The sequence below is a fragment of the Bradyrhizobium roseum genome (assembly GCF_030413175.1).
Lineage (GTDB): Bacteria > Pseudomonadota > Alphaproteobacteria > Rhizobiales > Xanthobacteraceae > Bradyrhizobium > Bradyrhizobium roseum.
In genome coordinates this window covers 5,608,632-5,634,712 of the sequence record NZ_CP129212.1, presented here as the reverse complement: position 1 = coordinate 5,634,712, position 26,081 = coordinate 5,608,632, and the positions used below count along the sequence as shown (strand labels likewise).

At 63.2% G+C, this 26,081-nt stretch carries 23 protein-coding genes; 16 read left to right on the top strand and 7 right to left on the bottom strand.

Going from position 1 to position 26,081, the window contains the following annotated elements; all coding sequences use genetic code 11:
- The first annotated feature begins 95 nt into the window (after window positions 1–95).
- Together QUH67_RS26685 and QUH67_RS26680 are read left to right on the top strand one after the other, a co-directional pair.
- Window positions 96–1,166, top strand: a complete 1,071-nt coding sequence (locus QUH67_RS26685; RefSeq protein WP_300942368.1) for an alcohol dehydrogenase — start codon at window positions 96–98, stop codon at window positions 1,164–1,166.
- Between the two features lie 118 nt (window positions 1,167–1,284).
- Window positions 1,285–2,367, top strand: a complete 1,083-nt coding sequence (locus tag QUH67_RS26680) for an isocitrate/isopropylmalate dehydrogenase family protein (protein ID WP_300942367.1) — start codon at window positions 1,285–1,287, stop codon at window positions 2,365–2,367.
- Between the two features lie 107 nt (window positions 2,368–2,474).
- Here the strand turns inward: QUH67_RS26680 and QUH67_RS26675 are convergent, their stop codons facing one another.
- Together QUH67_RS26675 and QUH67_RS26670 are read right to left on the bottom strand one after the other, a co-directional pair.
- Window positions 2,475–3,296, bottom strand: a complete 822-nt coding sequence (locus QUH67_RS26675) for an enoyl-CoA hydratase (protein ID WP_300942366.1) — start codon at window positions 3,294–3,296, stop codon at window positions 2,475–2,477.
- Window positions 3,297–4,143: 847 nt separating this feature from the next.
- The gene (locus QUH67_RS26670) at window positions 4,144–4,539 is read right to left on the bottom strand and encodes a helix-turn-helix domain-containing protein (RefSeq protein WP_028347342.1); all 396 of its coding nucleotides are present in this window, start codon (window positions 4,537–4,539) and stop codon (window positions 4,144–4,146) included.
- 879 nt (window positions 4,540–5,418) lie between these two features.
- Between QUH67_RS26670 and QUH67_RS26665 the strand changes: the two genes are divergently transcribed.
- The 3 genes from QUH67_RS26665 (at window position 5,419) to QUH67_RS26655 (ending at window position 8,330) form a co-directional block, all read left to right on the top strand.
- The gene (locus QUH67_RS26665; protein WP_300942365.1) at window positions 5,419–6,417 is read left to right on the top strand and encodes a TRAP transporter substrate-binding protein; all 999 of its coding nucleotides are present in this window, start codon (window positions 5,419–5,421) and stop codon (window positions 6,415–6,417) included.
- Between the two features lie 81 nt (window positions 6,418–6,498).
- Complete coding sequence (locus QUH67_RS26660; RefSeq protein WP_300942364.1) at window positions 6,499–7,014, top strand: TRAP transporter small permease; 516 nt, start codon at window positions 6,499–6,501, stop codon at window positions 7,012–7,014.
- Window positions 7,011–8,330: a TRAP transporter large permease gene (locus tag QUH67_RS26655; RefSeq protein ID WP_300942363.1), complete on the top strand. Its 1,320-nt coding sequence runs from the start codon at window positions 7,011–7,013 to the stop codon at window positions 8,328–8,330. Before QUH67_RS26660 ends, QUH67_RS26655 begins: the two co-directional genes overlap by 4 nt.
- 16 nt (window positions 8,331–8,346) lie before the next feature.
- Here QUH67_RS26655 and QUH67_RS26650 read toward each other — a convergent pair whose 3' ends face one another.
- Window positions 8,347–9,855: a sensor histidine kinase gene (locus tag QUH67_RS26650; protein ID WP_300942362.1), complete on the bottom strand. Its 1,509-nt coding sequence runs from the start codon at window positions 9,853–9,855 to the stop codon at window positions 8,347–8,349.
- A 141-nt stretch (window positions 9,856–9,996) separates the two neighbouring features.
- Window positions 9,997–11,259 (bottom strand): serine hydrolase domain-containing protein, encoded by a 1,263-nt coding sequence (locus QUH67_RS26645; protein ID WP_300942361.1) that lies wholly within the window; start codon window positions 11,257–11,259, stop codon window positions 9,997–9,999.
- A 135-nt stretch (window positions 11,260–11,394) separates the two neighbouring features.
- Here QUH67_RS26645 and QUH67_RS26640 point away from each other — a divergent pair, with 135 nt between their 5' ends.
- The 7 genes from QUH67_RS26640 to QUH67_RS26610 all read left to right on the top strand — a co-directional run bounded on the left by QUH67_RS26640 (window position 11,395) and on the right by QUH67_RS26610 (window position 20,236).
- Entirely contained in the window at window positions 11,395–12,309 is a 915-nt protein-coding gene (locus QUH67_RS26640; RefSeq protein WP_300942360.1) for an intradiol ring-cleavage dioxygenase, read from the top strand.
- Window positions 12,310–12,646: 337 nt separating this feature from the next.
- Window positions 12,647–13,966 (top strand): CmpA/NrtA family ABC transporter substrate-binding protein, encoded by a 1,320-nt coding sequence (locus tag QUH67_RS26635; protein WP_300942359.1) that lies wholly within the window; start codon window positions 12,647–12,649, stop codon window positions 13,964–13,966.
- A gap of 76 nt (window positions 13,967–14,042) precedes the next feature.
- Complete coding sequence (gene ntrB / locus QUH67_RS26630; RefSeq protein WP_407080359.1) at window positions 14,043–14,936, top strand: nitrate ABC transporter permease; 894 nt, start codon at window positions 14,043–14,045, stop codon at window positions 14,934–14,936.
- A gap of 10 nt (window positions 14,937–14,946) precedes the next feature.
- Window positions 14,947–15,741, top strand: coding sequence for an ABC transporter ATP-binding protein (locus QUH67_RS26625; protein ID WP_300942357.1), 795 nt, complete (start codon window positions 14,947–14,949; stop codon window positions 15,739–15,741).
- Between the two features lie 123 nt (window positions 15,742–15,864).
- Window positions 15,865–16,290 carry a globin family protein gene (locus tag QUH67_RS26620; RefSeq protein WP_300942355.1) on the top strand — a complete coding sequence of 142 codons (426 nt, stop codon included), beginning with the start codon at window positions 15,865–15,867 and terminating at the stop codon, window positions 16,288–16,290.
- A gap of 9 nt (window positions 16,291–16,299) precedes the next feature.
- The gene (locus QUH67_RS26615; RefSeq protein ID WP_300942354.1) at window positions 16,300–17,517 is read left to right on the top strand and encodes an NAD(P)/FAD-dependent oxidoreductase; all 1,218 of its coding nucleotides are present in this window, start codon (window positions 16,300–16,302) and stop codon (window positions 17,515–17,517) included.
- A gap of 13 nt (window positions 17,518–17,530) precedes the next feature.
- The gene (locus QUH67_RS26610) at window positions 17,531–20,236 is read left to right on the top strand and encodes a nitrate reductase (protein WP_300942352.1); all 2,706 of its coding nucleotides are present in this window, start codon (window positions 17,531–17,533) and stop codon (window positions 20,234–20,236) included.
- Here QUH67_RS26610 and QUH67_RS26605 read toward each other — a convergent pair.
- The gene (locus tag QUH67_RS26605) at window positions 20,233–20,904 is read right to left on the bottom strand and encodes an L-2-amino-thiazoline-4-carboxylic acid hydrolase (protein ID WP_300942350.1); all 672 of its coding nucleotides are present in this window, start codon (window positions 20,902–20,904) and stop codon (window positions 20,233–20,235) included. The two genes, QUH67_RS26610 and QUH67_RS26605, sit on opposite strands and share 4 nt — an antisense overlap.
- A 25-nt stretch (window positions 20,905–20,929) precedes the next feature.
- Window positions 20,930–21,316 carry a RidA family protein gene (locus QUH67_RS26600; RefSeq protein WP_300942348.1) on the bottom strand — a complete coding sequence of 129 codons (387 nt, stop codon included), beginning with the start codon at window positions 21,314–21,316 and terminating at the stop codon, window positions 20,930–20,932.
- 161 nt (window positions 21,317–21,477) lie between these two features.
- On the opposite strand from QUH67_RS26600, the gene QUH67_RS26595 reads away from it, so the two are divergent.
- From QUH67_RS26595 to QUH67_RS26580, 4 genes are all read left to right on the top strand, one after another.
- Complete coding sequence (locus tag QUH67_RS26595; RefSeq protein WP_300948184.1) at window positions 21,478–22,104, top strand: LysR family transcriptional regulator; 627 nt, start codon at window positions 21,478–21,480, stop codon at window positions 22,102–22,104.
- 7 nt (window positions 22,105–22,111) lie between these two features.
- Window positions 22,112–22,954: an aldo/keto reductase gene (locus QUH67_RS26590; RefSeq protein WP_300942347.1), complete on the top strand. Its 843-nt coding sequence runs from the start codon at window positions 22,112–22,114 to the stop codon at window positions 22,952–22,954.
- Between the two features lie 155 nt (window positions 22,955–23,109).
- On the top strand, window positions 23,110–24,099 hold the full coding sequence (locus QUH67_RS26585; protein WP_300942346.1) for a DMT family transporter: 990 nt from the start codon (window positions 23,110–23,112) through the stop codon (window positions 24,097–24,099).
- 99 nt (window positions 24,100–24,198) lie between these two features.
- A complete protein-coding gene (locus QUH67_RS26580) occupies window positions 24,199–25,281 on the top strand; it encodes a zinc-binding dehydrogenase (RefSeq protein WP_300942345.1) in 1,083 nt (360 codons plus the stop codon).
- A gap of 236 nt (window positions 25,282–25,517) precedes the next feature.
- On the opposite strand, the gene QUH67_RS26575 is transcribed toward QUH67_RS26580, so the two are convergent.
- Window positions 25,518–25,979 (bottom strand): Lrp/AsnC family transcriptional regulator, encoded by a 462-nt coding sequence (locus QUH67_RS26575; RefSeq protein WP_300942344.1) that lies wholly within the window; start codon window positions 25,977–25,979, stop codon window positions 25,518–25,520.
- Between the last annotated feature and the right edge of the window lie 102 nt (window positions 25,980–26,081).

Genomic DNA, 26,081 nt, shown 5'->3' with positions numbered 1-26,081 from the left:
ACCGGAGAACCGGCAGCGTTTGTCTCGATGGGATGGACGTGGCAGTGTCCGCCCGAGTGTTTGCGTCCAAGACCAAGAATCACGGGAGAGAAGCGATGAAGAGCTTTCAGGTCGCCGAGTTCAACGCACCGCTGAAAGAGGTGGATCAGGAGACGCCGCAGCCGACGGGCACGCAGGTTCTGATCAAGGTAAAGGCGGCGGGCGTCTGCCACAGCGACCTTCACATCTGGGAAGGCGGCTATGATCTCGGCCACGGCCGCAAGCCGCTGTCGCTGAAGGACCGCGGCGTGTCGCTGCCGCGCACGATGGGACACGAGACGGTCGGCGAGGTGGTGGCGTTCGGACCTGACGCCTCCGCCGCCGACAAGGGCGACCTCAAGGTAGGGGACGTTGCGCTGGTCTATCCCTGGCTCGGCTGCGGCAAATGCGCGACGTGCGTCGGCGGCGACGAGAACATGTGCGTCGTCAAGCCGAACTCGCTCGGCGTTTATTGCGATGGTGGCTATGCCGATTACATGACGGTGCCGAATCCGAAATATCTGTTGAACCTGAAAGGGCTCGATCCCGTCACGGCGGCGCCGTATGCCTGTTCCGGCGTCACCACCTACAGCGCGCTGAAGAAGGTGGACTTCGCCTTCAATTCACCGATCGTCATCTTCGGCGCCGGTGGGCTGGGCCTGATGGCGCTCTCGCTGTTGAAGGCGATGGGCGGCAAGGGCGCCATCGTCGTCGATATCGACGCCCGCAAGCGCGAGGCCGCGGAAGCCGCCGGGGCGCTCGCCACCGTCGACGGCAAGGCGCCGGATGCGCTGGAGCAATTGGCCAAGGCGGCCGGCGGACCGATTCGCGCCGTGATCGATCTCGTCGGCAATGCGCAGACCACCCAACTCGGCTTCGATTGCCTGACCAAGGGCGGCAAGCTCGTCATCGTCGGCCTGTTCGGCGGCGGCGCGCCGTGGGCACTGCCGCTGATTCCGATCAAGGCGATCACGATCCAGGGCAGCTATGTCGGCAATCTGCGCGAAACCGCGGAACTGCTCGACCTCGTCCGCAACAAGATGATCGAGCCGATTCCGGTCACGACGATGCCGCTGGCGAAAGCCAATGAAGCCTTGATGGACCTGCAGAAAGGCAAGCTCGTCGGCCGCGCGGTGCTGACGCCGTAGCGCTCGCTGTTGCTGCCGTTGTTGCGAGCGAAGCAATCCATCCGTTGTGCCGTGAAATGGATTGCTGCGCTTCGCTTGCAATGACGGTACCTAATTTCTGTCTTTCAAGGTATTCCCCATGTCCGCAAACAACGCCCTCCACATCGCCGTGCTCGGCGGCGATGGCATCGGCCCGGAAGTGATGGCGCCGGCGCTGGAAGTCCTGCGCAAGATCGAAGCAACCTCGGACCTCAAATTCCGCTTCACCGATGCCCCTGCCGGCGCCAATAATTATCTGGCGACAGGCAAATCGATGCCGGACTCGACGATCCGGTTATGCGAGGAAGCGGACGCCATCCTGCTCGGCGCCTGCGGCCTGCCGTCAGTGCGCTACCCTGATAACACCGAAATTGCGCCGCAGATTGAGCTGCGCTTCCACTTCGACCTCTATGCCGGTGTGCGTCCGGCACGGCTCGTTCCGGGCGTGCCGAGCCCGATCGTCGGCGCTGACAAGCGCGGCATCGACCTGGTGCTGATCCGGGAATCGACCGAAGGCCTGTTCGCCTCGATGGGCAAGGGCGTGGTGACCGACACCGAGGCGCGCGAGACGCTGGTGATCACGCGCAAGACCTCGGAGCGGCTGTTCGAGTTCTCGTTCCGTCTCGCCGAACGCCGCAAGGCGCGCGGCAAGACCCATGGCGGCCTGACCTGCGTCGACAAGGCCAACGTATTCAGGGCGTTCGCGTTCTTTCGCGGGATATTCGACGAAGCCGCCAAGCGGCATCCCGATGTCAAGACCGACCGGGTCTATGTCGACGCCTGCTCGCTGATGATGGTGAAGCGTCCCTGGGACTTCGACGTCATGGTGACGGAGAACATGTTCGGCGACATTCTCTCCGACCTTGCCGCCGGCCTGATCGGCGGCCTGGGCATGGCTCCCTCAGCCGATATCGGCGACCGCTACGCCGTGTTCCAGCCCTGCCACGGCACCGCGCCTGACATCATGGGGCAGGGCAAGGCCAACCCGACCGCGATGATCCTGTCTTCCGCGATGATGCTGGACTGGCTCGCCGACAAGCACGGCTTGGAAAGCGCGGCCGAAGCCGGCGAGCGCATCGAACGCGCGGTCGACAAGGCCTATGCGGGAGCGATCAAGCCGATGGAGTTTGGCGGCAGCAACGGCACCGCGGATATCACAAGGGCGGTGCTGGCGGCGCTGTAACACCAACTCGCCATCATGCCCGGCCTTGTGCCGGGCATCCACGTCTGGTGCTTCGGCAACGTGAGATGTGGGTGGCCGGGACAAGCCGGGCCATGACGAAAGCCGATTTACTTCCCCTTGAACTGCGGCTTGCGCTTTTCCATGAAGGCCGTCCGGCCTTCACGGAAATCGTCGCTGTCCATGCAGGCCATGCCGATCTTCTTGATCGCGTCCATGTCGCGCTTGCTTTCGTCGTTCAAGACTTCGGCAATCGTGATCTTGGCGGCCTTGATCGCCAGCGGCGCGTTGCCGGAGATGGTGCGCGCGATCTCCATCGTGGCGTCCCATAATTCCACGTCCGGCAGCATGCGGTCGACCAATCCGATCCGTAACGCTTCCGCAGCATCGATCCGCATCCCTGTATACATCATGAGTCGCGCCCAGGATGGCCCGACCAGCGAAACCAGATGCTTGAGGCCGTCATAGCCGTAGGCGATTCCGAGTTTTGCGGCGGGAATGCCGAACTGGCTGTTGTCGGAGGCGAGGCGCATGTCGGTGAGCATCGCGACCTGCATGCCGCCGCCAAGACAGAAGCCGCGGATGCAGGCGATCGTCGGCTTCGGGTAACTCGCCAGTAGCGCCCGCTGCGCCTCGCTGCGTTTCGAATATTCTTCCGAGGCTGCCGCATTGTGGCGGGTCTTTTCGAACTGGCTGATATCGGCCCCCGAGACGAACGCCTTGTCGCCGGCGCCGACCAGGATCACGACGCGCACATCGGGATTGTCGCGGAGGGCGGTCAGCGCCTCGCCAAGACCTTCCCACATCTCGAGCGACATCGCATTGCGTTTGTCGGGGTTGTTGAAGGTGATGACGCCGACGCCGTCGCTGACGGCTTGCAGAATCTTGCCGTCGGCATGCGAGGTCTTGGCGTTGTTCGGGGTGTCCAGCATCGAGGTATCCAGTCCGGTTCAGAAATCAACGAAAGGGCCGAAATTCGCCTGGGCGTAAGTCGGTCGCGCTTTCAGTCTAATCCACCACGCAGCAACGCGTGGATGTTTCTTCTCGGTGGTTTCATCCGGCGCGATCTCCTCGTCGATGCGCTTGACGAAGGGGACCGCGACGATGCCGGCGGTCGACTAGGCCTTGCCCACCGGCCATCCGGAGGTCTCGAGCGCCCATTCCATCTCGTCGAGCAGCGCGACCAGCCTGGATCGCGCCGCGTCGCGCTCCTCCTCGGTACAGGGTTCGCGCGGCCCGCAGCCAGGCCTCCTGCCGTTGCTTGATCGGGATGTTCTTCAGCGTCTCGGCGAGTTCCTGATCCGACCATTGCGACGCGGTCGGCCAGATGGTGCTGCCAGTTGAAGATGATCAGATTGCCGATCAACCCGTCGACGTGCCGGATCCAGTTGCGCATCTTGGCCCGTTCGCAAGGCGTGTCCGGGCGGAGCGAGGCGAAGGAACGTTTCGCCCGCCGCCGGCAAGGGGGCGTCCGGGCCGGGTCGATGGCAGTTTTACAGTCGGAGGGCTTTGCAGTTACGTCGGCGTCGGATCGGGAAAAAATGGAAGGTGCGCGTGCTCGGCGGAACCCTGTTCGGCGAATGGCTTTAATGCCTCGCGCTTGCGAGGCCATCTATTCAGGACTTGGTTGTCGCGATTGACCGGAATTGTCAGCGGCGGCGGCGATGCGCTGATCTCCCGGCAGATCAAGATCAGGCCTAGCGCAGCAACAGGCTACCCGGCGATTTCTCGCGCAACTGAAACGGGTCCGCGGTGCTGCGATCAAGGCGCGATAGGTGCTTAGCCTTCGTTGGCCGCGATCGATTCCATCAGGGACACCAGCTGACGCTGAACGGTCTGGTCCTTGATCTTGCTGTAGGCACGCAGCAGCCGCAGGCTGAACGCGCTGTCCAGGAATAGAAGGCTCTCGACTTCGCGGGCCTTGCCGTCGCCGTCGTAGAAGAACGTGACCGGAACGTCGAGCGCAGTGGCGATCTGCTGCAGACGGGCAGCGCCGACGCGGTTGACGCCCTTCTCGTACTTCTGGACTTGCTGGAAGCTGACGCCGAGCTTGTCGCCGAGTTCTGCCTGGGAGATTTTCTGCTCCACACGTCGCAGGCGAATCCGCTTGCCCAATTCAATATCGGGTTTGCCGGCGCTGCGCTGCTTCATTTTCTTCGCTGCTGATCTGTTCATTCTGGTTTTACCGTCCTTCAATCGGGAAACCCTGGCAAAAATTGGTCAGAGCTTCTTCTGTATCTGCCGTGTTCAAAGTCACTTCGAGACGTGAGGTTATGAGAACCTCAGGAATCCTGAGATGTCTCGGAACGCTAACCGAACGCAGACACGCATGGGAAGCACTCCGATACCGGCGCCGCCAACCACCTAGAGCTGCCGGCGCCCGGGGCGAAAATTCGAAAAAGCCCCGCCCGCTATATTTGACAAAATATTCGACAAACCACAACCACCGCGAGTTCAAAGGTCACAGATTTTAGTCAGCATGCTTACTAGGTCGCGATCCACCCCCGGATTTTTACGGGGGTGCCGGCCAAGACGCGATCGCTCACACAGCGCATGCGGGCGCGACAGCTGCGAGCATTTTTGTGAAATGCCCGCGCGAGATGATGTCTGACACAATGCAGCAAAGTTCAGTCTTGTTTTTGGACTATCTGTGGCGGGAAGATCCGGTAATCGGCGGATCTCGCAGGCCGCCTAATGCCGGAGGCGGGGCAGGAATCGGATGTCGCCCAGCATTTTTGGCTAAAGCGGCGCCCTCCGCACGCCATTGCCGGCAAGGTCGAAGCCACGGATGTTGCGGAGGCCACCGATGGGCCGGCCGGGTCGCGATGGACGCCGCTGCGGAAGGGGACGCCGGCTTGGACGATGTGCTGCGGTTCGGATTTGCCGGAATGATTGCAATCATCGGCCTCCTGCCTGCGGCCGATTAGCCCCAGGGTATTGCCTGAATTGGCTTCCACAGCGGCGCTGTTTTGCATACGCTTTACAACAGTGGCCGCGTCACGGCCACGCCGAAGTCCCGCTTACAAGGGACGGGCATTGCAGGGGAGAAACGCCATGAAGCGAAGAACCGTACTTGCCGGCCTTGGTGCGACCGCGGCTGCCGGCACATTGGGGATGCCATCGATCCTGCGGGCGCAGGCGCCCGTCACGCTCAACGGAGCCGTGCAGTTCAACGACGATCACGCCTTCAATAGGGCGCTGATCCGGTTCGAGGAACTGGTGAAGAAGTACTACGGCAAGCCGATCAATTTCACGCTGCACAAGAATTCATCGCTCGGGCTCGAAAAGCAGTATTTCGAGTACATGTCGCAGGGCAAGGCGGTCGATTACGGCATTGTATCGCCGGCCCACATGTCGACTTTTGCCAAGGCGGCGCCGTTCATCGACGCACCATTCGTGTTCAAGGGCATCGAGCACATGAACAAGGTGGTCGAAGCCAACATTCTGGCGCCAATCGCTGACGAGGTCGCAGCCAAGGCTGAAGTGGTTCTGATCGGCTATGCCGGCGGCGGCATCCGCAACATCTTCGCCAACAAGCCGCTCAAGAATATCGCCGATCTCAAGGGTCTCAAGGTCCGCGTACAGGGCGCGCCGATCTGGTCGAAGACGTTCGCAGCCGTCGGTATGAGTCCGACCGTGATCGCCTACAATGAAGTCTACAACGCCATTCAGAACGGCGTGATCTCGGCCGGCGAGAACGAGGCGGCCGGCGTCGAGGCAATGAAGTTCTATGAGGTCGCGCCGCATCTCAACCTGACCCAGCACGCGGTGTCGATCCGGCCGATCTGTTTCTCGGTGAAGACGCTGAAGACCCTGCCGAAGGACTTGCAGGACGCCATCATGAAGGCCGGCAAGGAGGCCGGCGATTACGGCCGCCAACTGGAGTCGAGCGAGGAGGTCGTCAAGCTCGACACGCTGGAGAAGGCCGGCAAGCTCAAGCGCGTCCCGTTCGAGGAGCGCGACGCCATGAAGAAGCTCGCCGATCCCGTGATGGCCACTTATGCCAAGGAAATCGGTGCCGAAGGCATCTTCGAGAAGATCAACGTCGCCTGAGGACCGTTACGCCGCGCGGCGGGGAACGGGGCAAGCCGGACGGCTTGCCCCGTTCCATGATCGCTATCTCCCGGAGCTTTCATGACTGAAGTGTCGATGCCGCCAAACCCGTCGCTGTGGCGCCGAGCGACGGCGGCCTATGCCAAATTACTGGAAATGCTGCTCGCCGCCTGCGTCGGCATCCTGGTCATTCCGGTCACGCTGCAGATCATCTCGCGCTACACGCCGCTCATTCCCTCCTACATCTGGACCGAGGAGATGGCGCGCTTCCTGTTCATTTGGACCATCATGATCGGCGCCATGGTCGGCATCAGGGAGTCCCAGCATTTCGAGGTCGATGTCTGGCCCGACCTGTCGCGCCGGAGTGAGGCCGTCGTGCGGATAATGGCTCGGCTCGGCATATTGGCGATGGCGGTGGTGTTTGTGTGGGCCGGGCTCGAATTCACGCGGTTCGCCTGGAACCGGACGTCGGAACTGGCGGATCTGCCGCTCTGGATGATCCACGTCGCATGGCCGGCGGCGGGCGTGACGTGGATCGTTTTTGCGGGTGAACAAATTCTCGACGAGGCGCGGATTCTGTTTGGGGCAAGACGATGAGCGGCAATGTTCTTTCTGCCGGACAGGCCGCCATGCTCCTGTTCGGGGTCTTCGTCGGCCTGCTCATCTTCCGCGTACCGGTCGCCTTTGCGCTCGGCCTGGCCTGCGTGCCAGTCCTTTTGATCGAGCCGCGCCTGTCGATCATGACGCTCGCGCAGGAGACCTTCAACGCCTACAATTCGTTTATTCTGCTCGCCGTGCCGTTCTTTCTTCTCACTGCCAACCTGATGAGCATCGGCGGCATCACCGACCGCCTGGTCGCGTTGTCGCGCTCGATGGTCGGTCACTGGCCGGGATCGCTGGCGCAGATCAATGTTGTGCTGTCGGTGTTCTTTGCCGGCATCTCCGGCTCATCCACCGCTGACGCGGCGAGCCAGTCCAAGATCTTCATCGATGCCCAAACCAAGGAGGGCTACGATCTTTCGTTCTCCATCGCCATCACGGCGGTCTCCGCCGTGCTCGCCGTCATCATCCCGCCCTCGATTCTGATGATCGTATGGGGTGGGCTGATCTCGACCTCGATCGCCGCGATGTACCTCGCCGGCATTGTGCCGGGATTGCTGATCGCGGGCGCACAGATGGCGACCGTGCATGTCTATGCCGTGCGCCGCGGCTATCCGACCTATCCGAAGGATAGCTGGCGGGACATGTGGTGGGCGATCTTGCGGTCGATACCGGCGCTGACGACGCCGTTCATCATTGTCGGCGGCATTTTGCTGGGGTGGTTTACTGCGACCGAATCCGCATGCGTCGCAGTGCTCTATTCCGTTGCGCTATCGACGTTCTTCTACCGCGAAACCGGCGCGCGCCAGCTCTACAAGGCGCTGCTGGACACCGGCCGTCTCGCCGGCGTCGCGCTGTTTTGCATCGGTACCGCGAGCGCCTTCGGCTGGCTCTTGGCCTATTACAGGATTCCGCAGGAACTGCTGGCCAACGTCTCGACCTGGGGCATGGGCGCGATCGGGGCCGGCTTCTTCATCTCGTTCTGCTTCCTCGTGGTGGGGTGTTTTCTCGACGCCATTCCGGCGATCATCATCGTCGGCACCGTGCTCGAACCGCTGGCGAAATCGGTCGACCTGCACCCCGTACAGTTTGCGATCATCTCGATCGTGTCGCTGGCCTTCGGGCTGGTGACGCCGCCCTACGGCCTGTGCCTGATGATCGCCTGCTCGATTGCGGGCGTGCGGCTGCGCTACGCGCTCAAGGACACGGTGATCATGCTGATCCCGATGCTGCTGGTGCTGGCCGCACTGATCATCTGGCCGAGTGTGTCATTGTTCCTGCCGCGGCTGATCGTGCCGGAGATGTTGAAATAACGCTCTCCGTATCGGTTTATTCCTCCATGTCGAGCGCGCAGCTCACAGTATAGACGACGCCGCGCGGCAGGAAATCGACGGTCGCCTCGCCACCAAGCTGGTCGCGCGTGCTGCGCTCGATCAACCGCGAGCCGAAGCCGCGCTGCACCGGCGCCGTGACGGGCGGGCCGCCGGCCTCGGTCCATATCAGCCGCAGCTTGCGCCGGTCGCTTTCCTCGATGATCTCCCAATCTATCGCGATGGTGCCGGTGTCATTCGACAGCGCGCCGTACTTGGCGGCATTGGTCGCGATTTCGTGCACGATCATCGACAACACCACGGCGAGCCGAGGCGACAGCGGAACCCGAGGCCCGGACATCCGCATTCGCTCGGGAGTGCTGAGGAGGTAGGGCCGCAGCACCCGCGCAATCACTTCCCGCAGCTCCGCGCCCTGCCATTTTTCCTGGCTCAGCAGATTGTGCGCCTCGGCCAGCGCGCCGAGCCGGCCCTCGAACTTTTCGCGCTCCGTCCGGCTGGCGCTGCGGAACGTCTGGGTGGCGATCGACTGCAGCACCGCCAGCGTATTCTTGACGCGATGGTTGAGCTCCTCGATCAGGAGATTGTGAAGCATCTCGCCGCGGGCGATCTGGGTCGCCATCCGCACCGCAAAGGCGAGGCCGACCATCAGCAGCGCTGCGCCCATCACACTCGTGATCGCGAGGTTTCGCCACAGCGGCGCAACCAGTGAGCTTTCGGCGACCCCGGCGGCAACGGTCCAACCGGTGAGCGAGGAGCGGGCTATGCTCGTGATCAGCGGCACGCCTTCGAGCGATATCGTCGCCATGGTGGCTTCGGGATTTTGGAACATCTGCGCATAGAGCGAGGGCGAGGCACGCTTGCCGACGGTTTCCTGCGGGTTCGGCACGCGCGCGAAACTGGTGCCTTCGCCGTCGAAGATCGAGATCGTCCAGTCATTGCTCGGCTGCTGCTGCTCGATCATGGCCTGAAAAATCTCGATCGGTGGACTGAAGGAGATGTCGTAGATCATCTCGCCATCGCGAAAGACCGGCACCTCGACGGTCACGATCAGGCGCTTCTTCACCGCGTCGACGAACAGGTTGGAATAGACCGGTTTCTTCTCGGCAAAGACCTTGTCGACGATGGCGCGGTTGTTCCGCGGCGGCAGGCTCGTCGCATCTGTCGTGACCGAGGAAAACACCTGCCGGCCGTCGCGGTTGGCCACCAGGATGACCCCGCCTTCGCCATATTGATCGAGAAAACCCCGCGCGATCCGGCGGAAGCCATTGAAATCGCCGTCGCGCAATGAATTCGTCAGCGACAACACCTGAAGCGCACCGGTCATGCGCAGCATCTCGGCGTCGAGGACGAGGCGGATGCTGCGGACGGTTTCCAGCACCCGTTGCGTCGCGTTCTGCCGGTCTTGCTTGTAATTATTGTAGACGATGCCGACCGCGAAAATGATCAGCGGGAGCGTAGTTCCCGCGACCAGAAGGGCGAGACGCAGTGGCAATGAGAGCTTTGGCAAGGAAATTCCCGATCGGCGCGACGTGCGGCGAGCATAGGAGATGCGGCGGAATTGCGCCAAGCATATTACAGCGGTGCAAGCCCCGCCCCGGGGCTGCAGGCCAGGTTCCATGGCGGCCTGGTGCCGCCGAACGGGCCGGCGTCAAAGATTGCTGTCGGTGATGGCGGCGTACACCATGGTGCGCAACTCGCGCCGCAATGGATAGGCGCTCGACGGCAGCACCTGCGTCATGAAGATCATGATCAGCTCTTCCGCCGGGTCGATGAAGAACGAGGTCGTCGCTGCACCTCCCCAGTTGAACTCGCCGGGGCTGCCGGCGATCATTGTCTGTGCGGGGTTCATGGTGACGGCGAAGCCCAGGCCGAAGCCGATGCCATTGTAGGCCGCCTCGGAAAACAGCGAGCGCGACATCGCCGGCAGGTCGACGCCACCGGGCAAATGGTTCGACGCCATCAGCTTCAACGTCTTCGGGCCGAGCAGGCGAACGCCGTCGAGTTCGCCGCCGTTGAGCAGCGCGCGGCAGAAGGTGAGATAGTCGGCCGTGGTCGAGCACAGGCCACCGCCGCCTGAAATGAACGAAGGCGGCGACAGAAACGAACTCGTGGCCGGGTCGTCCTGCAGCGTCAATTTGGCCTCGCCGGCCGTCATGCCGATCTGCACGCCGGCCGAATAGCAGGCCGCGAAACGATGCGCCTTTTCCTTCGGCACGAAAAAGTCGGTGTCGTTCATCCCGAGCGGATCGAAAATGCGCTCCTTGAGGAATTGCTCGAACGGCTTGCCGCTGATGACGCCGACCAGATAACCGAGCACGTCGGTCGAGACGGAATAATTCCAGGCCTCGCCCGGGGAGAATTCCAGCGGGATCTTGGCAAGGTCGTCGATCATGGTCTGCAGCGAGCCGGCCTTGATCACTTCGCCGATCTTGGTTTCGCGGTAGGCGGCATCGACATTGCTGCGCTGCTGGAAGCCGTAGGTAAGCCCGGAAGTATGGCGCAACAGGTCCACGATCAGCATCGGCCGGGTTGGCGGACGGGTGAGGAACGCCGGATAGGTGCCGGCCGCGAATACGCCCAGATTTTTCCAAGCGGGAATGTATTTGTGCACGGGCTCGTCGAGCGCGACGCGGCCTTCCTCGACCAGCATCATGAAGGCGACGCTCGTGATTGGCTTGGTCATCGAATAGATGCGGAAGATCGTGTCGTCCTTGACCGGCGCCTTGCGTTCGAGGTCGGCAAAGCCCTGCACGGTGGAATGAACCACCTTGCCGCGCCGATAGATCAGGAGTTGCGTTCCCGGGAAGCGGCCGGCATCGACATAGCGCTGCTTCAGGTGATTCTCGAGGCGATCGAGCGCCGCCTTGGACATTCCGGCGGATTCGGGCGAGGCGGGGGCAGGGGCTAACATCGGCGCTGATCTCCGGCTGGATGACCCAGCTTTGATAGCCGAAAAGTGTGCTCCGTTCCAACCAGCGGCGCTTACCCGGCACGGGGCGCTGGTATAGGGTGACGCCAGCCTTCGTTTATCCCGCAGGACAGAAAAATGCGCCAATTCAGCGAGACCGAACTGACCGCCGCCGTGATCCGCAGTTTTGACGACACGCCGGATCCGCGCGCCAAATTCCTGATGCAGGAACTGGTGAAATCGCTGCACGACTACGTCCGTCGGACCGATCTCACCTTCGAGGAGTGGGAATACGCAATCGACTTCCTGACCCGCACCGGGCAGAAATGCACGCCGATCCGTCAGGAGTTCATCCTGCTCTCGGATGTGCTCGGCGTCTCGATGCTGGTCGATGCCGTGAACCACCGGGAGCGCGAAGGCGCGACCGAGACCACCGTGCTGGGCCCGTTCTATGTCGGCGAGCACAAGGTGACGCCGCATGGTGCCGACATCTCGGCCACTCTGCCGGGCGAGCGGATGTTCGTGCAGAGCCGCGTCACCGACGTGAAGGGCGAGCCGTTGGCTGGCGTGCCGGTCGACGTCTGGCACGCCGATGACGATGGCTTCTACGATTCCCAGAAGCCGGCCTATGCGACGGAGGGGCCATCGTCGCGGGCGCGCTTCATCACCGATGCCGATGGAAAATTCTTCTTCCGGACCATCCTGCCGTGCAGTTATCCGATTCCGACCGATGGTCCGGTCGGCGAAATGATCATACAGACCCGCCGGCATGCGATGCGGCCGGCCCATGTGCATTTCCTGGTCGCCGCACCGGGCCACCAGCCGCTGATCACGCACGTCTTCATGGACGGCGACAAATACCTCGATTCCGACGTCGTGTTCGGGGTCAAGGACGAACTGGTCGCCAAGATCGAAAAACGCAGCGATCCGACCATGCCGGACGGCAAGCCGGCGGCCGGGCCCTGGCACCTCATGACCTACGAATTCCGCATGAAACCCGGCGACGGAAGCGCGCCAAAACCGATGATGGCGAAGGCGACCGAGGACGCCTGAAACACCGATTCTTCGGCATGCCCAAATCTTGTGCGCCGCACAAGATTTGGGCGAATCGCAAATTTTGAATGCGAATAACGGTGCCGGAAGCGTCGCGATGGTTTGCCGCAACTTGCATTTAATTGATTGATATTACTGGGTATTTTTCGTCGTTGAACGCTTGGCACGAAGCTTGAATGGCTTGTGCTGACGCCATTGAAGCCGTCCCTCGAGACCACTCATCCGAATTGTGACCGCCGCCATTCCGGGGCCTTCCTGGAACGCGCCTTTCTGCGCCCAGCGCGGCGACCCAATCGGACGGCCCGTTTAAGCACTGACCCAAAGGACAACGATGCTCATGACGAAACCCACCACCCCGACCTCGCGCCGTGGTTTCAGTCGCCGCCAGCTCCTGAAGGCGGCTAGCGGTACGGCGGCATTGCTCGCCGCCGCCAGGCTGAATTTCCCCGCCGGCGCGTTCGCACAAGGCGCGGGACCGGAAGTGACCAAGGCTATCCTCGGATTCATCGCGCTGAGTGATGCCGGGCCGCTGTTCGTCGCCAAGGACAAGGGGCTGTTCGCCAAGTACGGCATGCCCGACGTCGAGGTCGCCAAGCAGGCGTCATGGGGCACCACCCGCGACAACCTCGTGCTGGGCTCGGAAGGCAACGGCATCGACGGTGCGCACATCCTGACGCCGATGCCCTACCTGATCTCGTCCGGCAAGGTGACGCAGAACAACCAGCCGACGCCGATGTACATCCTGGCCAGGCTCAATCTCGACAGCCAGTGCATTTCCGTTTCCAACGAATATGCCGACCTCAAGCTCGGCGTCGACACCGCGCCGTTCAAGGTCGCGCTTGAAAAGAAGAAGGCCGCAGGCAAGTCGGTCAAGGCCGCCATGACGTTCCCGGGCGGCACCCACGATCTGTGGATCCGCTATTGGCTCGCCGCCGGTGGCATCGATCCTGACAAGGATATCGAGACCATCGTGGTGCCGCCGCCGCAAATGGTCGCGAACATGAAGGTCGGCACCATGGACTGCTTCTGCGTGGGCGAGCCGTGGAACCTGCAGCTGATCAACCAGAAGATCGGCTACACCGCCGTCAACACCGGCGAAATCTGGGCCAAGCATCCCGAGAAATCATTGGGGATGCGCGCGGCCTGGGTCGACAAATATCCGAAGGCTGCTCAGGCGATCCTGATGGCGGTGATGGAGGCGCAGCAATGGGCCGACAAGGCTGAGAACAAGAAGGAACTCGCCACCATCATGGGCAAGCGGCAATGGATGAATTGCCCTGTCGATGACGTCTACGATCGTTCGGCGGGCAAGTTCGACTACGGCATTCCCGGCAAGGTCGTGGAGAACTCGCCGCACATCATGAAATACTGGCGTGATCACGCGTCCTATCCGTTCCAGAGCCACGATCTCTGGTTCCTCACCGAGGACATCCGCTGGGGCAAATACGAGGCTGGCCTCGATACCAAGGCGCTGATCGCCAAGGTCAACCGCCAGGATCTCTGGAAAGAAGCCGCCAAGACCATGGGGGTTGCGGCTACGGATATTCCGACCTCCACCTCGCGCGGCAAGGAGACCTTCTTCGACGGCAAGGTGTTCGACCCTGAGAATCCGTCCGCTTATCTGAAGTCGCTGTCGATCAAGCGTGTTGAAGTCTGATCCAAACGGGCCGCGCGGCAAGCGTGCGGCCCGCTCATTGAAACGCGGAGATACAATTTCGATGTCGATGCATGCGATGAAAAGCGAAGCCACCGCGACGGCAATTCCGGTCACTTCGCCGGCGATGGCAGCGCCGGTAGTGACGATGAAGCCAAAGCTGGCGCCACGGACCGAGAAGTACATCAAGATGGCGAGGGAGGCCGCGGTGCGGGTCGTGCCGCCGCTCATCGTTGTCGCGTTGCTGATGCTGTTCTGGGAACTGGTCTGCCGTCGTACCGGCTCGACCCTGCCGCCGCCGTCGCGCGTATTCACCGAAACCAGGGAACTGATCTTCGATCCGTTCTTCGATCGCGGCGGCATCGACAAGGGCCTGTTCTGGCATCTATCCGCCTCGCTGCAGCGCGTCGCGCTGGGCTATTCGCTGGCCGCGATCGCCGGCATCGCGCTGGGCACGCTGGTCGGGCAGTCGGTCTGGGCGATGCGCGGGCTCGATCCGATCTTCCAGGTGCTACGCACCATTCCGCCGCTGGCCTGGCTGCCGCTGTCGCTGGCCGCGTTCCGTGACGGCCAGCCCTCGGCGATCTTCGTCATCTTCATCACCTCGATCTGGCCGATCATCATCAACACCGCGGTCGGTATCCGCAACATCCCGCAAGACTACCGCAACGTCGCGGCGGTCGTGCAGCTCAATCCGCTGGAGTTCTTCTGGAAGATCATGATCCCGGCGGCGGCGCCCTACATCTTCACCGGTCTTCGCATCGGCATCGGCCTGTCGTGGCTGGCCATCGTCGCAGCGGAAATGCTGATCGGCGGCGTCGGCATCGGCTTCTTCATCTGGGACGCCTGGAACTCCTCGCACATCAGCGAAATCATCCTGGCCCTGTTCTATGTCGGCATCATCGGCTTCGTGCTCGACCGCCTGATTGCGGGACTGGCGAGGATCGTGACCCGCGGCACCGCGCTGAACTGAGGAGAATGTCATGCCGGCCTATCTGAAGCTCGATCACATCGACAAGACGTTCACCCGCGGCAACGCCTCGACCGAGGTGCTGAAGGACATCAGCCTGACGATCGAGAAGGGCGAATACGTCTCGATCATCGGCCATTCCGGCTGCGGAAAATCCACCCTGCTCAACATCGTCGCCGGCCTCACCGACTGCACGCAGGGTTGCGTGCTGCTGGAGAACCGCGAGGTCAATTCGCCGGGGCCGGACCGCGCGGTGGTGTTCCAGAACCACAGCCTGCTGCCGTGGCTGACCGTCTACGAAAACGTCAAGCTCGGCGTCGACAAGGTGTTTTCGTCGACCAAGACCCGCGCCGAGCGCGACGCCTGGGTGATGCATAATCTGAATCTGGTGCAGATGGCGCACGCCAAGGACAAGCGGCCATCCGAAATCTCCGGCGGCATGAAGCAGCGTGTCGGCATTGCGCGCGCACTGGCGATGGAGCCGAAGGTGCTGCTGCTCGACGAGCCCTTTGGCGCGCTCGATGCGCTCACCCGCGCGCATCTGCAGGACTCGGTGATGGCGCTGCACCAGAAGCTCGGCAACACCATCCTGATGATCACACATGACGTCGACGAGGCCGTGCTGCTGTCGGACCGCATCGTGATGATGACCAATGGCCCGAGCGCGCGGATCGGCGAGGTGCTCGATGTGCCGCTGGCGCGGCCGCGCAAGCGGCTCGAGCTTGCGACCAACGCCGGCTACCTCAAGTGCCGTCAGCGCGTGCTGGAATTCCTGTATGAGCGGCATCGCTTCGTCGAGGCGGCCTGAGGTTTCGCACTTTCGTCATTGCCGGGCTTGACCTGGCAATCCATCGGAAGCGCAAAAGGGTCTTTTTGAGGATGGATGCGCGGGTCAAGCCCGCGCATGACGACGGAAAAGGAACGAAGCAAGATGACACCAGAGCAAGTCAGTCTCGTGCAGCAGAGTTTCGCCAAGGTCGCTCCGATCTCCGAACAGGCCGCCGTGCTGTTCTACGATCGCCTGTTCGAAGTCGCTCCCCCGGTCAAGGCGATGTTTCCCGACGACATGACCGAGCAGCGCAAGAAGCTGATGGGAACCCTGGCCGTGGTGGTCAATGGCTTGAGCGATCTCGATTCGGTGTTGCCGGCCGCCAGCGCCTTGGCAAAGCGTCACGTCAGTTATGGCGCCAAGCCCGAGCATTATCCCGTCGTCGGCGGTGCGCTGCTGTGGACGCTGGAAAAGGGGCTCGGCGAGGCTTGGACGCCCGACGTCGCCGAAGCCTGGACCGCCGCCTACGGCACGCTGTCCGGTTACATGATCTCCGAAGCCTACGGCGGCGCTCAAGCCGCTGAGTGAGGATACGCGATGAGCGAGCCGTTGGTAATCGTCGGCAACGGCATGGCCGCTGCCCGTCTGGTCGACGAACTGGCCAAGGCGGCGCTGGGCCGCTATGCCATCGCAGTGATCGGGGACGAACCGCGGCTCGCCTATAACCGTGTGCTGCTGTCGTCGGTGCTGGCTGGCGAGACCACCTCGCAGGATATCGAGCTTCGACCGGCCTCCTGGTGGCGCGACCGCGGCGTCACGTTGAAATATGGCTGCACGGCCACCGAGATCGATGTCGGCCGCCGCGAACTCAAGATCGAGAATCATGAGAGCATTCCGTTTTCGAAGCTGGTGCTGACCACGGGGTCGTCGGCGCTGCGGCTCAATGTTCCGGGCGCCGACCTCGCCGGCGTTCATACGTTCCGCGACAGCCGCGACGTCGATCTGCTGCTGACGCTGGCGGCGCAGAAGAAGCGCGTGGTGGTCGTCGGCGGCGGATTGCTCGGCCTCGAAGCGGCGTATGGCCTCGCCAAGGCCGGCGCCCGAGTGACCCTGGTACATCTGATGGACCGCCTGATGGAACGCCAGCTCGACGCGCCCGCGGCCGAGCTTCTGAAATCCCTCGTCGAGCGTAAGGGGATCGACATCCGGCTCAATGCCAACACCGCGCGCATTCACGGCACAATGCGCGTCGAAGGCGTCGAACTGGCGGACGGCCGCCAGATTCCGGCCGACGCCGTGATCTTCGCGGCGGGCATCCGGCCCAATATCGCGCTGGCCAAGGGCGCCGGCATCCCGGTCAATCGCGGCATTGTGGTCGACGACCATCTGCAGACGGGCGCGACGGACATATTCGCGATCGGCGAATGCGCCGAGCATCGCGGCATCTGTTACGGCCTGGTCGAGCCGGCCTATGAGCAGGCGCGGGTGCTGGCGCGGCATCTCGCCGGGCGCGAGGCTTGCTATGCCGGCAGTGTCGTTGCGACCAACCTCAAGGTTTCCGGCGTCAGCGTGTTCTCGGCCGGCGATTTCATCGGCGGCGACGGCAGCGAAAGCATCGTGCTGTCGGATATCAACCACGGCACCTACAAGAAACTCGTGATTTCGGGCGGGCGGTTGACCGGTGCGGTGCTGATCGGCGATGTCGCCGACGCGTTGTGGTATCTCGAACTGATCCGAACGCGGCAACCCACGCAGCGAATCCGCGCCGACATGATGTTCGGCCGCTCGCTCGCGATCCGTTCCGAAGCCGCATGATCCGGTTGCTGCCATGACCGCCATCGATCCCGACCTGCGCGCCGTCAACACCACCTGCGCCTATTGCGGCGTCGGCTGCGGCATCCTGGCGACGCCGGACGGGCGGGGCGGGGCGGCGATATCCGGCGACCCTGATCATCCCGCCAATTTCGGCCGGCTCTGCTCGAAGGGCTCGGCGCTCGGCGAGACCCTCGGCCTCACCGATCGTTTGCTCTATCCGATGATCCGCTGCGGCAAGGGGACCATGGAGCGGGTTGCCTGGAGCGACGCGCTCGACCACGTCGCGCACCGGTTCCAGCATATCATCGCGCGCGACGGCCCGGGCGCGGTGGCGTTCTATCTTTCCGGCCAGTTGCTGACGGAAGACTATTACGTCGCCAACAAGCTGATGAAAGGCTTCATCGGCAGCGCCAATGTCGACACCAATTCGCGGCTCTGCATGGCGTCGTCCGTCGCCGGCCACCGCCGCGCCTTCGGTGCCGACACGGTGCCGGGTTGCTATGAGGATCTCGACGAGGCGGACCTGCTGGTGCTGGTCGGCTCCAACGCCGCCTGGTGCCATCCGGTGCTGTACCAGCGCATGCTGGCCAACAAGCAGAAGCGGGGCGCGCGGATGATCGTGATCGATCCGCGCCGTACCGATACCGTCGGCGATGACGACCTGTTCCTGGGGTTAAAGCCTGGCACCGATACCGCGCTGTTCAGCGGGTTGCTCGTTCACCTCGCTGACAGTGGTGCGCTCGATCGGGATTACATCGAACGCCATACCACGGGCTTCGACGAGGCGATCGCCCGCGCACGCAGCATGGCCGGCAGTGCCGGAGCCACGGCGCTCGCGACTGGCCTGTCCGAGCAGGACGTCGCGACATTCTTCCAGATGTTTGCCAATACGCCGCGCGTCGTCACGATGTATTCGCAGGGTGTCAACCAGTCGGCCCAGGGCACCGACAAGGTCAACACCATCGTCAACTGCCATCTCGCGACGGGGCGGATCGGCAAGCCGGGCGCGTCGCCGTTCTCGTTGACCGGACAGCCCAACGCCATGGGGGGCCGCGAGGTCGGGGGGCTCGCCAACCAGCTCGCCGCCCACATGGGATTTACGCCGCCCGACATCGATCGCGTGCGCCGGTTCTGGAAGGCACCGCGCATCGCCACGCATGAAGGGCTGAAGGCGGTGCAGATGTTCCAGGCCATTGCGCGCGGCGAGATCAAGGCGCTATGGGTGATGGGGACCAATCCGGCGGTGTCGCTGCCGGATGCCGACGCCGTTCGCGACGCCCTGAAGAAGCTCGAACTGTTCGTCGTTTCCGAGAATGTCATCTCCAATGACACAGTCGACGTGGGCGCACATGTGCTGCTGCCGGCGGAGGCCTGGGGCGAGAAATCCGGCACCGTGACCAACTCCGAAAGGCGCATCTCGCGGCAGCGCGCGTTTCTGTCCGCACCGGGCGAGGCCAAGCCCGATTGGTGGATCATGGGTGAGGTGGCCCGGCGCCTCGGCTTTGGCGCGGCCTTCGGCTTCAACTCGGCGGCGGACATTTTCCGCGAGCATGCGTCGCTCTCGGCGTTCGAGAACGAGGGCGTGCGCGACTTCGATATCGGCGCGCTGCAGGCGCTGTCGGACGGCGATTTCGACGCGATGGCGCCGGTGCAGTGGCCGGTGCGGCAGGGTAGCGGGCCGCAGGCGCGCTTCTTCGCCGAGGGCGGCTTCTTCGCCAACGATTTCAAGGCGCGTTTCATCGCGCCGGAAATCCCCGCGTTGCGGACCGAGACCACGGCGGCGCGGCCGCTGCGGCTCAACACCGGTCGCATCCGCGACCAGTGGCACACCATGACGCGGACCGGGATGAGCCCGCGCCTCGGCCAGCATCTGCCGGAACCCTTCGTCGAGGTTCATCCCGACGATGCCGCGAGAAACGGGCTCGCCGACGGCGACTTCGCGCGGGTGACCACCGATTACGGCCAGTGCACGCTGCGCGTCGTCGTCAGTGAACGCCAGCAGCGCGGCATGCTGTTCGCGCCGATCCACTGGAGCGAGGCCAACGCGACCGCTGCGCGGGTCGGTTCGCTGGTGGCCCCCATCACCGACCCGTTCTCCGGCCAGCCCGAGAACAAGGCGACGCCGGTATCGATCACGCCGTACGAATATGTATTCCGTGGCTTCGCGCTGTCGCGCAAGCCGCTGGCGTTGCCGACGCACGCCTGGAGCGCCCGAGTCGCCGTCAATGGCGGCTACGGCTATTTGATTGCCGACAACGCCGATCTGGTGGGATGGCAATCCTGGCTCAAATCAATCGCGACGCATGACCTCGCCGAATACAAGGATTTCGGCGGAGGCGTCTATCGCGCGGCGTCCTTTAATGACGACCGCATCGAAATCTGCCTGTTCATCGGGCCCGCGCGGGACGCCGGCGACTGGAATGTGGTGAAGGGACTGTTTGCCGCCGATGCGCTCGGCCCCGACCAGCGCCGCATGCTGCTGTCGGGCAAATCGGCCGACGGCCTCGCCAATGTCGGCCCGATCGTCTGCGCCTGCTTCGGTGTCGGCCGCAACACCATCTGCGACGCCATCGCGGCCGGCGCGCATTCGGCCGCCGATATTGGCGCGAAGCTGAAAGCAGGCACCAATTGCGGCTCCTGCATCCCGGAACTCAAGCGCCTGATCGCGCAGACCGGCACGAGCGATCCCGGGCTGCAGAAATTGGCGGCAGCGAACTAGGTTTCGTGCACTGAGAATCGAAAATTGCAGTGGCTGGCGCCGCCGGCCAGCGTCTGGGTTCGTTCCAGGCGAATGCCTCGGGTTGCGTAGGCGTCGAAATCCAGTCCGCAGATGTGCGGGAGGATTTCCTCGTCGCCATGACGCGCGGCGAATTTGCAGAAGCCGCACGCCTTGTAGTCGATGCCGAATTCAAAACTGTCGCCGGGCAGCGGCTCGACGAAATCGTAGACGAAATCCTCGCTATATTCGTTGGCCAGGCTTCTTGCTGCCTGCTCGCGGATCAGGGATTGGTTCTCGCGGGACATGAACTGACGTCCCGAAGCGAGCCGTTCGTCTTCCGGCATGGCCAATAATTGCGCCTTGTAGCTTTCCCGCTCGATCTCGCCGATGATCGGCAGCGCAACGCCATGTCGTCGAAGCACGCGCCCGATCGCCATGAAGCCCAGCAAGCGCATGAACAAGTCGCTCATGCGACTGGCCGCGCCGCCGACATACGGCATCTGGCCGAGCACCATCTCGAACTCGTCCATCACGTCCTGTCTGAGGTTGTTCATATCCGAAAGATGAGCGCGCTCGCGCAGCATGGTTTCGGCAAGGTCGAGACGCTGGCGCATGGCCGCAACCATCGCGCTGCGATGCGCCTCGTAAAAAGGATGGATTTCACTCATCAGATGTTTCCCCCAGGGCTGCGTTTCATTCAGCAGCGATCGCCTCGATTTCCAGCAGCCATTTGCCGTCGACGGTTTCCGCGATCATCACCGTGGACGCGGGTTCGTGTCCCGCGAGCATCCTGCGGCGAATGGTGCGGTTGGCCGCGACCTGGCTGCGATCGGTGAGGAACGTGTTGATCTTGACCAGATGCCGGTCGCCGAGGCCGGCGGCTTCGAGCACCGCGATGACGTTGCGCCAGGCCTGCTCGCATTGCGCCTCGAAACCTTCGGGCACGCTGCCATCGACGTTTTCCGGCACCTGACCGCTGACGAACAGCAGCCGGCGATGCTGGGAAACTTCAAGCCCCATGCTGTAGCCGCTGGAGGGCGCATGGACGGTTGCGGGATTGTGACTGACGGTTTGCGCCATTTTGGCTTATCTCCTGTTTGACAAATTCCGGCGTCGGCCCGTGCAACGCCGCAGCAGGACCGTACTGGCGGCAGCATGGCCGCGCAAAGCATGGTTCCTTCGGTCCAGCGCAAGAAAATCTATTGCAAGGCCGGGGCCTATAAGTGACAAACTGGGCGGCGATGACCTACATCCTCCCACCGCTCAATGCGCTTCGCGCCTTCGAAGCCGCCGCGCGGCATCTGAGCTTCAAGCTTGCCGCGCATGAGCTGCATGTGACGCCTGCCGCCGTCGGGCAGCAGGTGAAGGCGCTGGAGGCGCGTCTTGGTGTTCGCCTGTTCGAGCGGCTGCACAAGCAGCTTGTCCTCACCGAGGCCGGGCAGGCCTATTTGCCTGAGATTTCCGGTGGCTTTCGCCGCATCGCCAACGCGACCGAAAAATTGAAGCCGGTCGGCGCGGTGCTGCTGCAGCTCGGCGTGCACGGCAGCTTCGATCTGCGCCGTCTGGAACTGGCGGAGTTTCGCGCCAGCCATACCGAAATCGGCCTGCGGGTGCTGCAGCCCGCCGGACTGCATGAACTGGTCGAGGGCAAGGTGGATGTTCTGATCGCCCGCGGTCTCGGCCATCATCCAGGCTACCGCTGCGACCGCGTGACGGAGGGATCGGGCGTCGGCGACTGGCTGATTGCGCCGGCCGGCACCGCGGATTGCCCGGAGATATCGAGCTTTCGCGATTGGCTGCGCGACCAGACGGCGGAGAACGCCCTGCCGCTGCATCGCCGCCGTCTGGTAGGCATCGTCAGAAGTTGAGGTGATCGTGAAACAGAAGAAATTCGGCAACGACGGCGCGGACGTATCCGTGATCGGGCAGGGCACCTGGTATCTCGACCGCGGCGACCGCACGGCTGCCATCGCTGCGCTGCGCCGCGGCATCGAAGCCGGCATGACGCATATCGATACTGCCGAGATGTATGGCGAGGCTGAACCTGTGATCGCGGACGCTATCGCGGGGTTACCGCGCGAAAATCTGGTTCTGGTTTCAAAGGTGCTGCCGAGCAACGCCTCGCGGCGCGGCACCGTCACCGCCTGCGAGCGCTCGCTGAAGCGGCTGAAGACCGATCATCTGGATTGCTATTTGCTGCACTGGCGCGGCTCGTATCCGTTCGAGGAGACAGTGGCCGCGTTCGACCAGCTGGTGACGAGTGGAAAGATCCGCTCTTGGGGCGTCAGCAACTTCGACGCCGACGATCTCGACGAACTGCGCGATGTCGCGGGCGACGGCAAGATCGCCTGCAACCAGGTGCTCTACCATCTGCAGGAGCGCGCGATCGAGCACGCGGTGATCCCGTGGTGCGAGCAACACGGTGTCGCCGTCGTCGCCTATTCGCCGTTCGGGCATAATGATTTTCCATCCGCGCGCAGCAAGGGCGGCGAAGTGCTGCAGGCAATCGCGCGGGCGCATAACGCAACCCCGCGCCAGGTCGCGCTGGCGTTTCTCACGCGCGCCCTGTCAGTGCTCGCGATACCAAAAGCCTCCAACGCGGAACACGCGGCCGAGAACGCCGCCGCTGGCGACCTGACGCTCGATGCCGCCGAGATCGCCGCGCTCGACAAGGCGTTTCCGCGCGGGCCCAAGCCGCGCAGCCTGCCGATGCTGTAGGGGACTCCGACTTGAGCAAGCTCTTGCCTTAACAAACCCTTGCAATTGCCCCCTCAGCGCATATCCGCATCCTGTTTTCGGGCCTAGTCGCGTCGGGCGAATTGGTGTTTTTTGCAACCTCGCCCGATTCGATAATTGCTGCCTTCGAGATTGCCGTGACACCGCCCCCCGCCGCAGCCGCGAGGCTGGACAGCGCTCCAGTATCTTTGCCCGAAAAGAAGTCCGCGGTTCGCAAGGCGCCCGCGCGCGCCGATCGGCCGTTCAAGGGCATCGCGCTGATTCTGGCATCGACGATATTCCTCGGCATCTCGGACGTGACCGCGAAATATCTGTCTGCGACCCTGCCGTCGATCGAGATCGCGTGGATTCGCTTCGTGGTGTTTGCGTTGATCATGACGCCGGCGATGATGCCTGGCTCGCCGCTGTTTGCGTTGCCGACCAACCGACCCGGCCTGCAGCTGATGCGCGGTGTGGCGGTGCTGGCCTCGTCGCTGTTCTTCATCTCCGGGCTGCGGTTCCTGCCGATCGCGGAAGCTTCCGCCACCGGCTTCGTCGCGCCGCTGCTCGTCACCGCGCTGTCGATCGTCTTCCTCGGCGAAAAGGTCGGCCTGCGCCGCTGGATCGCGACCGGCGTCGGCCTGATCGGCGTAATCATCATCCTGCGCCCCGGCACAGGCGCGTTTCATCCGGCGGCGTTCTTTCCGCTGGTCTCGGCGCTGGCCTGGGCCTGCACGCTGATCATGACGCGGATGATGAGCGGCACCGAGCGCGCCATTACCGTGATGACCTACTCGTCGATCGCGGGCGTCTGCATCCTCTCGGCGCTGGTGCCGTTCGTCTGGGTGACGCCGACCTGGCACGACATCGCCTTCGGCATCTTCATCGGCATAGCCTCCACCGCAGGCCAGTGGATCGTGGTGCTGGCGTTCCGCTATGCGGATGCTTCCGTGCTGGCGCCGTTCTCCTACACGCAGCTGCTGTGGGTCTCCGTGCTCGGCTTCCTGATTTTCGGCGAGGTCCCCGACGTCTACACGTGCACCGGCGCCGCCTTCATCGTCGCGTCAGGCCTCTACACCGCCCATCGCGAGCGCGTCAGGCGCTCGCAGCTTCTGGCCGTTGCCGGCGAGTCGTCGCCGAACGCCTGATCCGGTCTGCGCGCATCGCCGAGCTTCGGTGCGATGGTTCTGATTTCAATCAGGGCCGTCGATGCGCTAAGGTGCACCAAAATCACCGGGAGGATTGTCGTGCGCGCTGCCATTTTCCGCAATGGAGAAATTGTCGTCGACCAGATGCCGGAGCCCAAGCCGGGCCCGGGCATGGTGCTGGTCAAGTCGCTGGCCTGCGGCATCTGCGGTTCCGACCTGCACGCGCGCAAGCACGCGCACCGCATGGTCGAGCTTTCAAAACACTTCCCCGGCCGCAAGCCGATGGACCTTTCCCGCGATGTCGTGTTCGGCCATGAATTCTGCTGCGAGGTGCTCGATTATGGCCCGGGCACGACGCAGAAGTTCAAGCCCGGCACAAAAGTCTGTTCGCTGCCGGCGCTGTTGACCGCGGAAGGCCCGCAAGGCATCGGCTACTCCAACGACAATATCGGCGCCTATGCCGAGCGCATGCTGCTCAGCGAAGCCTTGCTGCTCGAGGTCCCGAACGGCCTCGCCGCCGCGCACGCCGCGCTGACCGAGCCGCTCGCGGTCGGCGTGCATGCGGTGGCAAAAGCTGACATCAAAGGCGGCGAGGTGCCGCTGGTGATCGGCTGCGGGCCGGTCGGGCTCGCCGTCATCGCGGCGCTGAAGATCAGGGGGCTGCACCCGATCGTCGCCGCCGATTATTCGCCGGCACGCCGCGCGCTCGCCGAAAAGCTCGGCGCCGACGTGGTCGTCGACCCCGCGCGAACGCAGCCCTATGCGACATGGGCCGAGCATGCCCAGATGTCCCCGGAAGAGAAGGCCGCACGCCCGCCGCTCCAGGCGTTGCTGCCGGCGCTGAAGCCCGCGCTGATCTTCGAATGCGTCGGCATTCCCGGCCTGATCCAGCAGGTGTTCGAGGGCGCGCCGCGCGACGCGCGCATCGTCGTGGTCGGCGTCTGCATGGAAACCGACCGCTCCGAGCCCATGCTCGGCATCTTGAAGGAGCTCAACGTCCAATACGTGCTGGGCTACACGCCGGAGGAATTCGCGTATTCCCTGCGCCTGATCGCGGAAGGCGAGGTCGATGCCGCCTCGATGGTGACCGCCAGCGTCGGCATCGACGGTGTGGCCACCGCATTCGCCGATCTCGCCAATCCGGAAGTCCACACCAAGATCATCGTCGAGCCGTGGCGTTGACTGCGGACTGATTTGCTCTGCGCGCAAGCGCAACTTCTTGCGGTCACCTGCGGCACGATGGGCAAATCACTCAAAACCCTCTAGTCATTCGCGTAAAAATATTCGGCTTTCGTCATCGTCCGCTTGACCGGACGATCCAGTATTCCAGAGACAGCAGTGATTGAACCGATAAGCCGCGGCGTACTGGATCCCCCGCATGAACGGAGGATGCGGCCGTTATCGCCGCCCAAGGTCTTCTACACCGGCAGCGCGATCGAATACTTCACCTGGCTCAGCGCAAAACTCGACTCGATCGAGGCGATCCCGTCGAGCCGCGTCAGCTTGTTCTTCAGGAACGCCTCATAGGAGGAAAGGTCGGCGGCGACGACGCGCAACAGGTAATCGCGATTGCCGGTCATCAGGTAGCATTCCAGCACCTCGTCCCATTTCGAGATCGCTTTCGCAAACCGGTTGAGGTCCTCTTCCTTCTGCCGCGCCAGCTTGATCGAGATGAAGACGCTGACATGGAGCCCGAGCGATTTCTGGTCTACGGTCGCGATGTAGCGCGTGATGACGCCGCGCTGTTCCAGGAGTTTGACCCGCCGATGGCAGGGCGACACCGAGAGGCCGACCTTGTCGGCGAGTTCCTGCATGGTCATGCGGCTGTCGGATTGCAGCAGACTCAGGAGCTTGCGGTCAATGGCGTCGAGGGCAGGCATTGGGATAAACTCGCGATTTAAAGGAACATTGTGGGATTTTATCCCAGTATCGGGCGGTTTGTCGCGCAAAATTGAGAATTCTGGAAACGGCGCCACGGGTAA